Origin of the sequence: Myxococcus sp. AB036A (genome assembly GCF_006547355.1) — a bacterium.
GTDB lineage: Bacteria > Myxococcota > Myxococcia > Myxococcales > Myxococcaceae > Myxococcus > Myxococcus virescens.
Genome location: NZ_VHLC01000035.1, coordinates 20,662 through 34,809, shown reverse-complemented (window position 1 = coordinate 34,809; position 14,148 = coordinate 20,662). Strand labels below are relative to the sequence as shown.

Sequence of the window (14,148 nt, the reverse complement as noted above, 5' to 3'; positions counted from 1 at the left end):
TTAGGGGTTCGTATGACCCTGCAAGCCCCCTCGACGCCCCGGCATTCCTTCCGGTTCGGGCTGCCCCCCTCCCTGGGCAGCGATACGGCGCGAGAGCGCGCGGACCGCCTGGCGTCGTTCCTCCAGCGCGCGCTGGGCAAGCTGGTGGAGGTGAGCGTCGCGTCCAGCTACGAGACGCTCGCCAAGGACTTGCTCTCCGGCCGCGCGGACGCGGCCTGGGCCCCGCCCTTCGTCTGCGCGCGCATGGAAGCCATGGGCGTGCGGGTGGTGGTGCGCGGCGTGCGCCGGGGCATGTCGTCCTACCGGTCCGCCCTGGTGTGCCGGGCGGGCGCGGGGCTGACGGTGGAGCGGCTGAAGGGCACCACCGCCACCTGGGTGGACCGGGATTCGGTGGCGGGCTACCTGCTGCCCACCGCCTACCTCAAGACGCAGGGCCTGGAGCCGACGCGGGCCTTCTTCGCGCAGCACTTCGCGGGCTCGTACCAGGGCGCGCTGGAGTCGGTGCTGGACGGCAAGGCGGACGTCACCAGCGTCTTCTGTCCACCGGCGTCCACGGGGCTGACGTTCGCCACCGGCGTGGAGGACGTGCTGGGCGCGGGCGCCGGCCGGCGCTTCGAGCTGATTGCGTACACCGACGAGGCCCCCAACGACGGTGTCCCGGTGGCCATGGGGCTGCAGCCGCAGCTGGTGAGCTCGCTGGAGTCCACGCTGCTGAGCCTCCAGACGTCGCCGGATGGGCAGGCGCTGCTGAAGGACATCTTCAACGCGGAGCGCTTCGAATCCGCGCCGCGCATGGGCTACCGCGCGCTGTACCGCGTTGCGCTGGCCAGCCTGTAGCCTCGGCCGCCAGGCGTCCTCGTTTCGTGCCGCCCTTCCCGCGCGCATTGGGGCAGGATGCGCGCATGTCCGAATCCAAGCGCTACGAGGGTGGTTGCCACTGTGGTCTGGTCCGTTACGACGTGAGCCTGGACCTGAGCCAGCCGCTGGTGTCGTGCAACTGTTCCATCTGTCTCAAGACGGGGATGTTGCTGGGCTTCGCCCCCGCGGAGCAGTTCAACCTCCAGAAGGGGGCTGAGCACATCACCGACTACCAGTTCGGCAAGAAGTCCATTCACCACCTGTTCTGTGACACCTGCGGAGTCCGCTCCTTCGGGAAGGGCACGATGCCGGACGGCAAGGAGATGCGCGCCATCAACGTCCGCTGCCTGGACGGCATCGAGCTGGACGGCCTGCAGGTGATGAAGGTGGACGGAAAGAGCTTCTAGCCCGCGGGCTACTTGCCGCCGTCGCCCTGTCCGCCGGGGCCCTTCGGTGGAGGCCGCTTCGCTGGGGCGGCCTCCGTCGTCTGCGTCCGGCCGGGCTTCGCCGGGGCGGGCTTCGCTCCGGGCGCGGCGGCGGCTGGCGGCCGGGCCGGGGCGGCGGGCCGCGGCTGACCGGCGTTCACGGGCGACGCGGCGGAGGAGGAGCCCCCACTCGCACGCGCCGGAGGCCGGGGGGACTGGGCCCTCGCGGCCTGACGCAGGTCGAAGTTGATGACGGTGGGCTCGGTGGCGAAGCGGTCCTCTTCCAGCTCCTCCGCGTACATGTCCCGCATGAAGGCCGCCAGGTGCGCCGTCGTCGCGTGCAGCTTCTCCGTGAGGAGGAACTCCTCCAACGCGAGTTGCAGCTCGCCGGCCGTGGAGAAGCGCTCGTCCCGCTTGCGCGCCAGCGCCTTGAAGACAATGGCGTCCAGCGCCTTGGGAATCTCCGGCACCACCTCCGACGGAGGGACAATCTTCGTTCCCACCACCGCCTTGAGCGTGGCCAGCTCCGTCTCGCGCTTGAAGAGGCGCTGCTGCGTCAGCAGCTCGTAGAACACCGTCCCCAGGCCGAACACGTCCGAGCGCGAGTCCAGCGGCTCACCACGGGCCTGCTCCGGGGACATGTACGCGTGCTTGCCCTTGATGGTGCCGACAATCGTCTGGGACAGCTTCCCGGACGCCTTGGCCACGCCGAAGTCGATGAGCTTCACGCCGCCGTTGAAGCCCACCAGTACGTTCTGTGGGGACACGTCGCGGTGGATCAACGCCAGCTTCCGGCCCGAAGGGCTGCGCGCGTTGTGGGCCGCGTCCAGGCCGGCGGCCGCGTCCGCGATGATGCGGCACTTGAGCCCCAGCGGGATGGTGATGCCGTGCTGCTGGGCCCGGGCGCCCAGGGGCCCCACGGCCTCGCCATGCACGTACTCCATGGCGATGAAGTACTGCCCGTCCACGTCTCCCAAGTCGTAGATTTGCGCGATGTTGGGGTGGTTGAGGTGCGCGGCGATGCGCCCCTCGTCCAGGAACATGTCGATGAACTCGTCGTCCTCGGACAGGTGGGGCAGGAGCCGCTTCACCACCAGCAGCTTCTGGAACCCCACCGGCCCCTTCTGCCGGGCGAGGTAGACGGCACCCATGCCGCCGATGGCGAGTTTCCGAAGCAGCTCGTAGCGGCCGAATGTTTCCACGACGTCCGCCACGATAGCCGCGCCGGGTGGGGACACGGAAGTCCACGGTGCATCATTTCCTGTAACACCGCACTTCCCTGTCTTGGCCGGGGTGCCCCGGACCTCCCCGCCGGGCCTACGGCACCGCGCAGACGCTGCGGTAGCGGACCTCCACCGACTGGCCGGCCAGGGGGATGGCCCCGGGCTGGAAGACGATGGCGTTCTGCTCCGCGTCGTAGACCCACTGCGTCGCGGGCACCGGCTGGCCCTGGACGCGCACGCCCATCTCCCCCAGGCCCGTGGGCGCCGCGGTGAGCGGGAAGTCCGCCTGCGGCTCTCCGGCGCGCTGGATGACCTGCTCCAGCAGCCCCCCGTAGTTCTGCCCGCAGACGTTGGCCACCTGTCCCCCCGTGCCGCGGGCCACGGCGGTGAAGCGGGCCGAGCCACTGCCCGCGGTGGCGCAGCCGGGGTCGGTGGGCACCAGCCCGTAGAGCTGGCTGCGGTGGGACATGCCCGTGCCCTTCAGCGTCTGGAGGAATTGGATGTAGCTCTCCGGACCGAAGCCGGAGTTGTCGTCCTCGTCGGCCAGGACCACCACCGCCATGCGGGCCGCCGCGCGGACGAAGCCGGAGTTGCCGTCATTGGCCTGCGGGGTGCGCGGGTCATCCATCTGCTCGGACAGGGGCGCGGAGAGCGCCTGGCGCATCGTCTCCAGGCCCTGCACCAGGTTGTGGCACATGCCCACGCTCAGGTTGGCCTGGATGTCCGCGACCGCGGTGGCGCTGGAGCCGGACACCACGCGAGGCCGGCTGCCATCCACCGGGAAGAGGCGCCCGGCCTCGCCGCCGTTGGCACCACCGCCGCACTGCGGACCCCGGGCCACCAGGCCCGTGCTGGTGACGCCCACGCGCACGTCCACGCCGTTCGTCTGGGCCGCCTGCAGCCACTGTGGAATCGCCTCCTTCAGCCGGTCCTGGTACTGCTGCATGGTGGTGGTGTTGGACACCACGAAGAGGACGTCCAGTTGGCTGTCGGTGCCCTGCGTGTAGCGGTCCACCTGGATGCCCTCGTGGTTCGTCTCCGCCAGCAGCGGCACGAGCAAGGGGGAAGGCTCATTGGGGGTGCGCAGGTACAGCGGGCTGAAGTGCTGGCCGTGCACGTTGCGCGCGTAGCCGACCTCCAGCTCGAAGCCCGCGCCCGGCGCCAGCGTGACGGGCGCCGTCATGGGCATCACCAGCGAGAACTGGTTGCTGGTCCCGTTGCCGATGTCCGCGCCCGTCACCGTGACGGGGCTGCTGCACCGGTTGGCCACGTACGTCTTCCGGGGCGCCGCGGCGCAGTCGTAGCGGATGGGGCCGAAGTCCACGAAGGACGGCGTCGCCACCAGGCAGCTCTGCCGGGACACGCCCTTGAGGGGCAGGCGCACCATGGGCGCGGCCGGGTTGCTCACCGTCAACTGCAGCTCGCCGGTGAAGTCCCCTTCCGCCTGCGGCCGGAAGGCCACCATGGCGCTGAAGCCCGCGTCGTACGGCACCACGCCGCCCGTGAGCCGGCCGCCCGGCATGAAGAAGACGCCGCCGCCGTTGTTGCTGATGTGGATGTTCTTCACGGCGCACTCGGCCCTGCCCGGGTTGCGGAAATGGAAGCCCAGCACCGCACCCCGGCCCGGCGTCACGTTGCCGAAGTCCATCACCGGCTGCGGCGTCAGCTCGTACACGCACGGCGCGGTGGCGCGCGAGCGGCCGGTGAGGATGATTTCGCGCTCCGGGTTGAACAGGTCATCCGAGCGCACGCGCAGCGCGGCCGTCCACGTGCCCACCGCGGTGGGCTCGAAGTAGACCTTCAGCTCCAGCGCGTCGGTGCCGGGGGCAATGGGCAGCCCGGGCGTCGCCTCCAGCACGGGCCAGACGCCGCCGCTCCACGGATAGGACTCGGTGCCGCGCGTGGGCACGTCCACGCTGAACTGCGGACTGTCGCCGCCCGCCGCCACGCCGACGAACTGGAGGGGGCCGTTGGTGCCCGCGTTGGAGATGCGGATGACGCGCTCCACCTTGCCGCCCACCGGCACCTCGCCGAAGTCCAGCGACACCGGCGTCACCGCCAGCGTGGGCCGGCCGCCGCGCGCGTCCAGAATCACCTGCGAATTGCGCGCCTTGTCGGACGTGTAGTGCACCGTGAGGTCGCCCACGTTGGGCCCGGAGTAGCGCGCTGCGAACTCCATCTGCATCTCGACGACTTCGCCCGGGCCAACGGAGGAGCCCTCCGGCCGGGAAATCGGCACGAAGGCATGGTCGCTGGTCACCAGCCGCTCGATGGTGACGGGGCGCCAGGTGACGTTGCGCGCGCGTGTGTACGACTGCGTGCGCTCATGCACCGGAATCAAATCGAAGGGGACGGGCGCCGGGTCGAACACGAAGGCCGAGGCCACCGAGTTGCCCTTCAGCTCCACGGTGGACGGCGTGCAGCCCTCACAAGAGAGAATCTCCAGGCGCGCGCCCATGTTCCCCAGCGCGCGGGGCAGGTACTTGGTGCTCACCTTGCGCGACGACAGCGGGGGGATGGTGATGGTGTCCGCGGAGAAGGGGTCCGGGTGCGTGCCCGCCACCGTCAGCGTCAGCGGCAGGTCCACGGGATTCGTCACCGTGACCTCCAGCGTGCGCTCGCTGTCCACCTCGAGCGTCTCGTAATCCAGGAAGGGCGGCTCCACGCCGATGGGGGTGGGCGTGCCCATGCCCATCACCTGCACCTGGGCTTCCGCGCCCTGGTTGGCGTCCGTCTTGACGTGCACCGTCTCCGTCGCCAGGCCTTCGGTGAGCGGGTGGAAGCGGACGTGCACCACGTGGGACTCGCCCGGAAGCACTCGCTCGGCGCCTTCGCCCAGCTCCACTTCATAGGACGGGTTGTTGGCCAGACCCAGCGCGTCCAGGGCGGAGAAGGGCACGTACCCGACGTTGCGGATGCGGACCTCCCGCTCCCGCCACTCGCCCACGGGCACATCGCCAAAGTCGAGGAGGTCCGTGTCCACTACCGCGGTGGCCTGCACCGCGCGGGTCTCCTTCCCCTCGTGGCACGCCGTCCCGATGGTTACGAGCAACGCCAGTGTGAGCCCACGCCCTGTCAGCCCCATCCTCATTTCCCGATCCCCACCCTTCTCCCCACACCCACCGCCCCGTGCCCGGTGAGTGATCCGCCCCCTGCTCCTCCATCAATTTACGTACCAACCCAGGGAGCGAAGGAGCGTCTCCCTGATTTCAGGAGGTTGGCGTGATGTGGGTGTCATCAGGTTGGCAAAGAGGAAGGGCGATACTCTGGAGGGTGAAAGACTTTCCCGTCCTTCTGGCGGTGAGGAAGTGTGGGTGAGTGTCAGTGGATGAGGCGAATGAGCGCCTCCGCGACCATTTCGGGCTGCTCCATGTGGACGTGGTGCCCGCCGGGGAGGTGTAGCGGCGGATGGGCGAGGGTTTGGAGTGCCTGCGTACGGTTGCGCATGAGGCCGTCATCGTGGCGCAGCCCGCCGGTGGCGAGGATGAGCTGCAGCGGGCAGGTGACGCCGGCCTGGAGCGCCATCCACTGGGCCTCGTCGTAGCCCATGCCGAAGCGGCGGCGGTGGCGCGGGTCGAAGGTGAAGGCGAAGCCGCCCTCGTAGGACTCCGTCCCGTGCCGGGCGAGGTACAGCGCCGCGTCCTGCGTCAGCGTGGGGCTGTTCTCCAGCAGCCGCGCCGCGGCGGCATCCACGGTGGGGTAGCGCTTGCGATTGGGCGGGCGGCGCGCGTCATCCAGTGCGCTGCGCAGCCGGCCCAGTGCGCCTTCCGCGGGCCCGCCAGCGGGGCCCAGGCTTTCGATGAGCGTCACGCTCTTCACACGCCCCGGACGGGCGGCGGCGTAGGCCTGTGAGACGATGCCGCCCAGCGAGTGCCCCACGAGGTGCACCGCGTCCAGGCCCAGCCCGTCCAACGTGGCCTCCACGTCGAGCGCGTAGTCGCTGAACTGATAGGTGGCGCCGGGACCCACGTGGGCGCTGCGGCCCATGCCCCGAAAGTCGAGCAGCACCAACCGCCACGTTCGGGGCAGGTGCGGGATGAGGGCATCGAAGCTGTGGGAATGGTCCAGCCAGCCATGCAGGAACAGCACGGCGGGCGCGTCGGGCGCGGAGCGCTGCCGGACATGCAGCGCCAGGCCTTCGGCATCAACAGAGAGGGATTCGAGCGCGTCGGACACGGGAGCCTCCTGCCCCGTGCCTTACCCGGTTCACGCGCCCGGGAGAACCGTCATCCACGCCCGGACGCGGCGCGTGTTCAGCGGGGGCCAGCGGGCTGTCGCGGCGGTCCACCCGTGTCGGGCCGAGAGAGAATCATCGCGAGCTGGCGCGCCTGATTCTCGGTGGCGCAGCGGTACTCCTGCTGCTTGCCGTTGTCCTTCTCGATACGGAGAACCCAGACATCGTTTTCCTTCGTAACATTCGCCTGCTGGGACATGTGGCGGTTCCTCCCCGCCGCGGGGAAGAGCATGTTTCATGCCGCACAGGAGAGTGGCCTCAAAGGCCCGAATTTCCGGCACTGCCCCGCTCCACCTTTGGAGCGGGGTGACAAAAATTGTGCACAGTTGCGACAAATTTGGCCGGAAAGCCTCGCATAGATTGCGTAGTGCCCCAGGGCGGGTCTGCCTTTACCCTGTTACAACCCGAGGTGTCAGGTGTCCTGGGCGTCAGGCCATTCCCAGGCGGAGCGGTAGCCGCCGTGGGTCTGGGTCCCCTCGACGAAGCGGGCATAGAAGGGGTGCCCGCTGAGCGTGGCGGAGTCGCCCACGACGAAGAGGTGACGGCGGGCGCGGGTGAGGGCCACGTTCATGCGGCGCAGGTCGGTGAGGAAGCCGAGCTGCCCTTCGCTGTTGGAGCGGGTGAGGGAGACGATGATGGCGTCCTTCTCCCTGCCCTGGAACGCGTCGACGGTGTCGACCTCCACCTCGGGGCTGAGCGCCTCGATGCGCTCGCGGAGCTGATGGGCCTGGGCGCTGTAGGGCGTAATCACCGCCAGCTCGCGGGGGGCCAGTCCGGCGGCGAGCAGGGCGCGCACGCGGGCTTCCACCAGTCCCGCCTCGCCGGGGTTGAAGAGGCTTCGCGTGGTGGGCTCGACTTCTTCGTCGAAGCCCTTGCCCGCGGTGTCCAGGTAGAGCACGGGGGGCGCATCCACGTCCGCGCCAGGTGTGAGGACGGCGTCCAGCGTGCGGTCCGCGATGGAGGGGTGAGCACGAAGCTCGCCGCCGTACATCTCCCGTGAGGGGAAGTCCATGATGCGCGCGTTCATCCGGTACTGCTCACGCAGCATGCGTTTGACGCCGTCGCCGTGGTCCTTGAGCAGGCGCTCGAAGAGGCTCACGCCCAGGCCGGCCTTCGCGGCCTCCTGGGAGAGGACGGTGGGCGGAAGCTGCTGCGGGTCGCCCGCGAGGATGACGCGGGGCGCGCGGAGGAAGCCCAGCAGCGCCAGGGGCTCGGTGGCCTGGGTGGCTTCATCGAGCAGCGCCAGGTCGAACTGCTGCCCAGCGAGCACGCCGGAGTCGAGGCTGGAGAGCGTCACGCAGATGACGTCCGCGTTGGCGAGCACGGACTTCACGGCCTTTCGCTCCAGGGCGCGGGCCTCGTCGAGCATGCCCTTGGCTTCGGAGGTGGACGCGCGGGCGTTGGCGAAGCGCTCGCGGCTGCGGCCCTGGTTTCGCTGGCGGCGCGCGTAGCCCAGCAGGGAGAAGGCCTCGTCGAAGAGGTCGCGGGAGACGGCGCGGTCCGGGTGGGACTCCACGACGATGTCCAGGGTGTGCTCCTGGAGCCGGGCGGCCACTCGAGCGGGGTGGCCCACGCGGATGGCGCGCAGGCCCTTGTCCAGGCACAGGTCCAACAGGTGGTCCACGGCGGCGTTGCTGGCGGCGGTGCAGAGCAGGCGCTTTCCGTCCGCCACGGCCTGGGCGGCGACCTCGGCCAGCACGGTGGACTTGCCGGTGCCCGGGGGGCCGTGGACCAGGAAGAAGTCCTCGGCGGCGAGCGCGCGGGCAGTGGCGTCCTGCTGTTCGGGGTTGAGGGGGCGGGTGGGCTCGAACTCGCGGGGCTTGTCGAAGCGGGGCGGCTCGTTGCCCAGGACGACCTCGCGCTTGTGCCGCTCGGCGCCCTTGTCCAGGGCCTTGATGCGCTGGAGGCCGGCGCGCAGGCGGTCATAGGTGACGTCGTTGGGGACGATGTCCAGGCGCAACAGGCCCTCGTGGACGTAGGGCGGCGGGGAGCGGTCGAAGGCGAGCTGGATGCGCGTGGCGGTGGCGCGGGAGATGAGCGCGCGGGCAGGCTCCTTCACCTCCGCGCGGCGGGGCAGCACGGCCACCAGGTCGCCGTTGTGCAGGCGGGTAGGCAGGGGGCGGCGGTCCGCGCGGCCCAGGGTGACGAGGAAGCGGCCTCCCAGGCCGACCTCCTCCTCGATGGACTCCAGGTCCAGGACGGACAGCCCGTGCTCCTCCCGCTCATGCAGCGTGAGGCTCTGGGCGAGCGCGGCCAGGCGGGCTTTCTCGGCCTCGCGTTCCTGGGCGAGGAGCGAGCCGAGCTGGTCGAAGAAGGAGACGTCACGGGCCATGGGCTTGTCATGCCACCGGGGCGGGGCCAGGGCCAGCGGGACGGACGTCCGCGTGTTCTGGAGTGCGAGAGGGAGCCCAAAGGCTGGAGTAGAATGACGGGATGCTCGGGATGCATCTGCCTGGGGGCATTGTCGAAAACGTGCGCAAGCGTCCCGGCATGTACTGCGGTGACGTTGGCGAGTACGGGCTGCACCACCTCGTCTATTTCCTCCTGGACGTTGCCTACGAAGAAGCTCGCCGTGGGGAGTGCAGGGACGTGGTGTTGGAGGTGGGAGGGGATGGTTCCATCGCGTTCTTCTGCACCAGTCGTACCGTCACCGCCGAGAACTTGGTCAGAGAGGCGACGGGCGCGGGCTTCTTGGGGCAGCCGCCGGGGGATGGCTGGGGCTGGGACAGCATGCTCGTCGTGTCCCTGGGATTGTCTTCACGCTACCAGGTGGACATCTGGGCGGACGGGCGGCAGTGGCGGTTGATGGGCGAGCACGGCCATCCCCAGGGAGAGGGGGCGGCAGTGACGCCGATGGCGCCAATGCCTGTCTCCGCGGAGCGAGGGGTACGCGTCCACTTCGTTCCGGACGCGACCATCTTCGAGGTGCTCGCCTTCGACAGGGCTCGCCTTTCCCGTCGCTGCAACGAGCTGGCGGCGCTCGCTCCTGGGCTGCGCGTCAGCTTCGCCGACCTCCAGCGGGGAGAGCGCACGCTGTGGCACTTGCCTGGCGGTGTGGCGCAGTGGGCTCACGTCCTCACTCAGGCTCGGCCCCATCTCCACCCCGAGCCGATCGCCTTCGACTTCACTTGGGACGGACTGCGCGTCCAGTGTGCATTGCAGTGGTGCGAAGACGATGGCAGCACATTGCTGTCATTTGCCAACGCCGTGCGGACCGTGCGGCATGGCGCGCACGTGAAGGGCGTCACCCAGGCGCTCCGGGGTGCATTGGCGAAGCTCTCAGGTGAGACGCGGGGCGCATTCCCCTGGGAGCGGGTGGCCCAGGGACTGACGGCTATCGTCGCCGTGAGTGGACCCCGGAGGCAGATGGTCTTCGCGGGCCCCACCAAGGAGTTGCTGGCCATCCCTGGCCTGGAGGAGGCCATCCGCAAGCAGCTCCAGCCCCTGTTCATCGAGCTCCTTCGCGAGCACCCGGTGACGCCGGCACTCCTGGCACGGCGTACGAGCGGCACGCGGTAGCCCTCCAGAAACAGTCCGGGCCGGCACTCCCTCGAAGGGAACACCGGCCCGGCGCCTGCGTCAGCTCAACCCTGGCCTGCTAAATCTTGCCGCCGCTCACGACCAGCGCGTAGGTCGCGTCCAGCACGCGCGTCGCCAGATTCGTGTCCTCGATGATTTCGTCACCAATCACCTCCACGGTCCACGTGCCGGCAGCGGGGTTGGTGAGGAACACGTTCTCCACCGTATCCACCTTGTTCGACACGCCGCCCGCCGCGGAGACGTTGCTCGCCGTCAGGCCGTTGTTGCCCCAGTAGACGACACCGGCGGGGGACGTCACGCGCAGCGACAGGTCGTTGATGCGGGCGTGTGCCGCGCCCACCGTGCCGGCGGGGTCGGTGTAGACCATGGTGACGTTGAGCTCCGTCTCCCCGGGAGCCACGGTGACGTTGTACGTGTTCGTGCCGAGCGGGAGCAGTGTGTCCGTCTCGTTGATGATGCTCGTCACGGCGGCGCGGTCATACAGGCGCCGCACGTCCGCGGTACCCCAGCCCTGCCGCGCGCGCGTCAGGTCGCCGTTGGAGCCACCCGCGAGCCAGTTGTAGCGGTGCGCCATGTTGATCATCAGCGCCTTCGCCGTGGCCATCTTCGGACGGCTGGCGAAGACATCCACGCCACCGCCGAAGCCCGCCCAGACGCCCTCGTGCCACATCTGGAACAGCAGGCCGAAGTGTCCCGCCGTCTGCGGCGTGGCCGCGCTGGTGCCGCCGAAGTTGGTGTAGGACGTGTTACTGGTGTTCGACGCGGAGCGGATGAGGTCGTAGTAGTACGACAGGTCCGGCTTGAGGCGGCCGTCCGCCGCCGGGCCCACGCTGGCGCCGCCGTTCCACCGGTCATTCCCGCGGTCAGCGTCGTCGTAGTGGTACATGCCACCCACGGACACGATGTTCTTCGCCCACGCCTGTGGCCGCGAGTTCTGGTTGCCGGTGTTGCTCTGTGACTGCGTGCTGAGAATGGGGTACTGGAACAGGTAGTCATCCACCTCCGCCGAGATGGTGGTGTAGCTCGTCACCTGCGCGCTGCCCACGCTGGACGTCTGGAACACGGCGCGGTACGGCCCGGCCGGGTCGATGAGCTCCCGGTTGATGTCATAGCGAGACTTGGCGCCGCCGAACTGGGAGGACTCGTTGTAGCGATAGAAGATGCCCTGTCCGGAGGGGACCAGGCCGCGCGCGTTCCCGTCCACGCCCCGGGCGAAGTTGATGCTGTAGCAGGCGGTACCGTGAAAGCTGCCCGTGGTGGACGTGCTGTGGATGAGGGGAGGCGTCGCCCACTCCTGGTGCGTGGTGCGCAGCTCCGTGTCGAAGATTTCGCCGCGGACGCCCTGTCCGCTGAAGCCCTCCAGGCCTTCGAGGTAGGTCGCGCCGCCCACCTGGCGGACGTTGTTGTTGTCGAGCTCACCCGGACCGCCCCAGCGGTCGACGTACTGCACGGCGTTGGAGCGAATCAGCCGCTCCAACTGGGACTGGGTGAGGGTGGCCTCCACGCGCAGGCCGCCCGCTTCGATGAGTTCCACCGTGCCGCCCAGCGTGCGGACCAGCGAGGCGACCTCGCCCTGTCGCGCCGCGCCGCGCTCGCCCACCATGATGGAGTAGCGCTGTGGCTCCAGCTTCAGCGCGCGGCCCTGGAGGGACTCGCGCAGCACGCCTTCTACCCGGTACTCCGGATGGTACGCGCCCACCCAGCGGACATAGGGCAGCCCGGCAACGCGCTTGTGCGTGCTGGCGTTCATCTCCACCAGGAAGGTGTGGTCCGTGAGGAAGCGCAGCACCTTGCCCCCCGCGGCCTTGATGGCGTCGCGGTACTCCGGCAGGGGCGTGGCGTGGAATTGCACCAGGTGCAGGGTGTTGCTGGCATCCGCGGTGAGCACGCCCGCGACCAGGGGCTGTGCGCCCTTCAGCGGGTCGAAGCGCGCGTGCTCCAGCCGCACCAGGTACTCGGTCGGCTGCACGCGGCCCAGCAACGCCACGCCGCCCTGGCTGTAGGCGAAGAAGTCCTGGCGGCGGCCGTCCGCCGTCTCTTCCTGCCAGGTATGGAGCTGCACCGACGCACGCGGCACGTCGAGCGTCTTCAATGCATGGATGGGCTGGGCCGTCCGGTGGAAGACATGCCCGGCGCCCGTGGCAAGGGCATACGTGCCGCTCGCCGCGCGGTCGATGCCCGTGGCGAGGCGCGCCTTCTCGACCTCGGCGCCGGTGAGGACCCGGGCGGGGCCCAGCGCCGCGGTGCTCCGGATGATGCCGGGGCGCAGGTCTGGCGTGTTCGCGGCAAGCGCCGTGATTGGCGCGGACAAGCCCCAACCGAGGGCCAGGAGGGACAGCGGGGACAACGAGGACGGCATACGCATGGCGGGTCTCCTTGAGAGGGACTTCCGTGCTGCACGACGCTTGAATCCTCGAAAAAAGAGATGTGCTTGTTAGTCTGCTTAAGGCGAGTGTGTCAATGCATGCCCAAGTCTGGGAATCCATTGGAATGACAGGCATTCGTGACGTTTGGATGACACTGTGGACGCGACAGATGCGTCGGGTTGACTGTCTTTTTCGCGTGGCAGCGTTATGGCTGGGGACCGTCGCTGTCAGGCCCTCTCATGCGGAGGCGTCCGGAGCCGCACGTCATGGACCTGGTTCTCTTTGTAGGCCTGCAGGGCTCGGGCAAGAGCAGCCTCTACCGGCAGCGTTTCGCTGCGACGCACGTGCACGTCAGCAAGGACCTGTGGCCTCACGCCGTTCGCAAGGAGGCCCGCCAGCGCCGCTACATCGCCGAGGCCCTGGCCGCGGGCCGGCCGGTGGTGGTGGACAACACCAATTCCTCCGCTGACGTGCGCGCGCCACTCATCGCCCTGGGGCGCGAGTACCAGGCCCGAATCATTGGCTATTACTTCGCGTCGAAGCTGGAGGACTGCCTGGCGCGCAATGCCTTGCGTGAAGGGCGTGCCCGGGTGCCGGAGGTGGCGTTGCGTGCCACCGTGAAGCAGCTCGAGCGGCCCCGGCTGGAGGAGGGCTTCGACGCACTGTTCTACGTGACGCTGGACGCCGACGGTGGCATTCGCGTCCAACCCTGGATGGAGGAACCCGATGGACCCTGATGAACTGGCGGCGCGAGCAAGGCAGGGCGAGGTGTTCCACGGTCAGCGCATGCTGCCGGGCGCCTGGGTGGTGCTGCGCGTGGATGGGCGGGGCTTCTCGCGCTTCACCGAGGCCCGCTACGAGAAGCCCTTCGACCCGGTGTTCCACCAGTTCATGGTGCGCACCGCCAGCGTGATGCTGGAGGAACTCCAAGGCGTCTACGCGTACACGCAGAGCGACGAAATCTCCGTGCTCTTCCGGCCGGACTGGGCGCTCTTCGACCGCTCCGTCGAGAAGGCGGTGTCGCTGGCGGCGGGCCTGGCCAGCGCCACCTTCACGCACGCCGCGGGTGTCCCGGCGGTGTTCGACGGCCGCGCATGGCTGGGCGCCTCGGAGCGCGCGGTGCTGGACTACTTCCTCTGGCGACAGGCGGACGGCAGCCGGTGTTCGCTGCATGGCTGGTGCTACTGGACGCTGCGCAAGGAGGGCCGGAGCGCGGCGCAGGCCACCCGTGAGCTGGACGGCAAGCCCGTGAGTTACAAGAACGAGCTGCTCTTCCAGCGAGGCATCAACTTCAACGACGTGCCCCTGTGGCAACGGCGTGGAAGCGGGGTGTGGTGGGAGGCGTACCAGAAGGAGGGCGTGGACCCACGGGATGGCCGGCGGACCCAGACACTCCGGCGGCGGCTCAAGGTCGACTCCGAGCTGCCGATGAAGGAGGCCTACGAGCACCTGGTGCGGGGCCTGCTCGCGGCGCCCGGGGCCGAGGCGGACTGATGCCCAGG

General features: G+C 69.3%; 11 protein-coding genes. 5 read left to right on the top strand and 6 right to left on the bottom strand.

Annotated features, from left to right (window positions below):
* Positions 1-12 precede the first annotated feature (12 nt).
* Both FL344_RS16620 and FL344_RS16615 read left to right on the top strand, forming a co-directional pair.
* Entirely contained in the window at positions 13-837 is an 825-nt protein-coding gene (locus tag FL344_RS16620) for a phosphate/phosphite/phosphonate ABC transporter substrate-binding protein (protein ID WP_141592748.1), read from the top strand.
* 65 nt (positions 838-902) lie between these two features.
* The gene (locus tag FL344_RS16615; RefSeq protein WP_194858554.1) at positions 903-1,265 is read left to right on the top strand and encodes a GFA family protein; all 363 of its coding nucleotides are present in this window, start codon (positions 903-905) and stop codon (positions 1,263-1,265) included.
* 8 nt (positions 1,266-1,273) lie between these two features.
* Here FL344_RS16615 and FL344_RS16610 read toward each other — a convergent pair whose 3' ends face one another.
* From FL344_RS16610 to FL344_RS16590, 5 genes are all read right to left on the bottom strand, one after another.
* Positions 1,274-2,485, bottom strand: a complete 1,212-nt coding sequence (locus tag FL344_RS16610) for a serine/threonine-protein kinase (RefSeq protein ID WP_305021755.1) — start codon at positions 2,483-2,485, stop codon at positions 1,274-1,276.
* A gap of 115 nt (positions 2,486-2,600) precedes the next feature.
* Positions 2,601-5,597, bottom strand: coding sequence for a choice-of-anchor D domain-containing protein (locus FL344_RS16605; protein ID WP_141619219.1), 2,997 nt, complete (start codon positions 5,595-5,597; stop codon positions 2,601-2,603).
* A gap of 230 nt (positions 5,598-5,827) precedes the next feature.
* A complete protein-coding gene (locus tag FL344_RS16600; protein ID WP_141619218.1) occupies positions 5,828-6,682 on the bottom strand; it encodes an alpha/beta fold hydrolase in 855 nt (284 codons plus the stop codon).
* A 77-nt stretch (positions 6,683-6,759) separates the two neighbouring features.
* Positions 6,760-6,939: a hypothetical protein gene (locus FL344_RS16595; RefSeq protein ID WP_225888111.1), complete on the bottom strand. Its 180-nt coding sequence runs from the start codon at positions 6,937-6,939 to the stop codon at positions 6,760-6,762.
* Positions 6,940-7,152: 213 nt separating this feature from the next.
* On the bottom strand, positions 7,153-9,072 hold the full coding sequence (locus tag FL344_RS16590; protein ID WP_141619217.1) for an AAA domain-containing protein: 1,920 nt from the start codon (positions 9,070-9,072) through the stop codon (positions 7,153-7,155).
* A 140-nt stretch (positions 9,073-9,212) separates the two neighbouring features.
* Between FL344_RS16590 and FL344_RS16585 the strand changes: the two genes are divergently transcribed.
* Positions 9,213-10,259, top strand: a complete 1,047-nt coding sequence (locus FL344_RS16585; RefSeq protein ID WP_228565107.1) for a DNA gyrase subunit B — start codon at positions 9,213-9,215, stop codon at positions 10,257-10,259.
* 79 nt (positions 10,260-10,338) lie between these two features.
* Here FL344_RS16585 and FL344_RS16580 read toward each other — a convergent pair whose 3' ends face one another.
* A complete protein-coding gene (locus FL344_RS16580) occupies positions 10,339-12,645 on the bottom strand; it encodes a S8 family serine peptidase (protein WP_141619215.1) in 2,307 nt (768 codons plus the stop codon).
* Positions 12,646-12,912: 267 nt separating this feature from the next.
* On the opposite strand from FL344_RS16580, the gene FL344_RS16575 reads away from it, so the two are divergent.
* Positions 12,913-13,383, top strand: coding sequence for an ATP-binding protein (locus tag FL344_RS16575; protein ID WP_228565106.1), 471 nt, complete (start codon positions 12,913-12,915; stop codon positions 13,381-13,383).
* Positions 13,373-14,140 carry a tRNA(His) guanylyltransferase Thg1 family protein gene (locus FL344_RS16570; RefSeq protein WP_141619213.1) on the top strand — a complete coding sequence of 256 codons (768 nt, stop codon included), beginning with the start codon at positions 13,373-13,375 and terminating at the stop codon, positions 14,138-14,140. Before FL344_RS16575 ends, FL344_RS16570 begins: the two co-directional genes overlap by 11 nt.
* Positions 14,141-14,148: the final 8 nt, after the last annotated feature.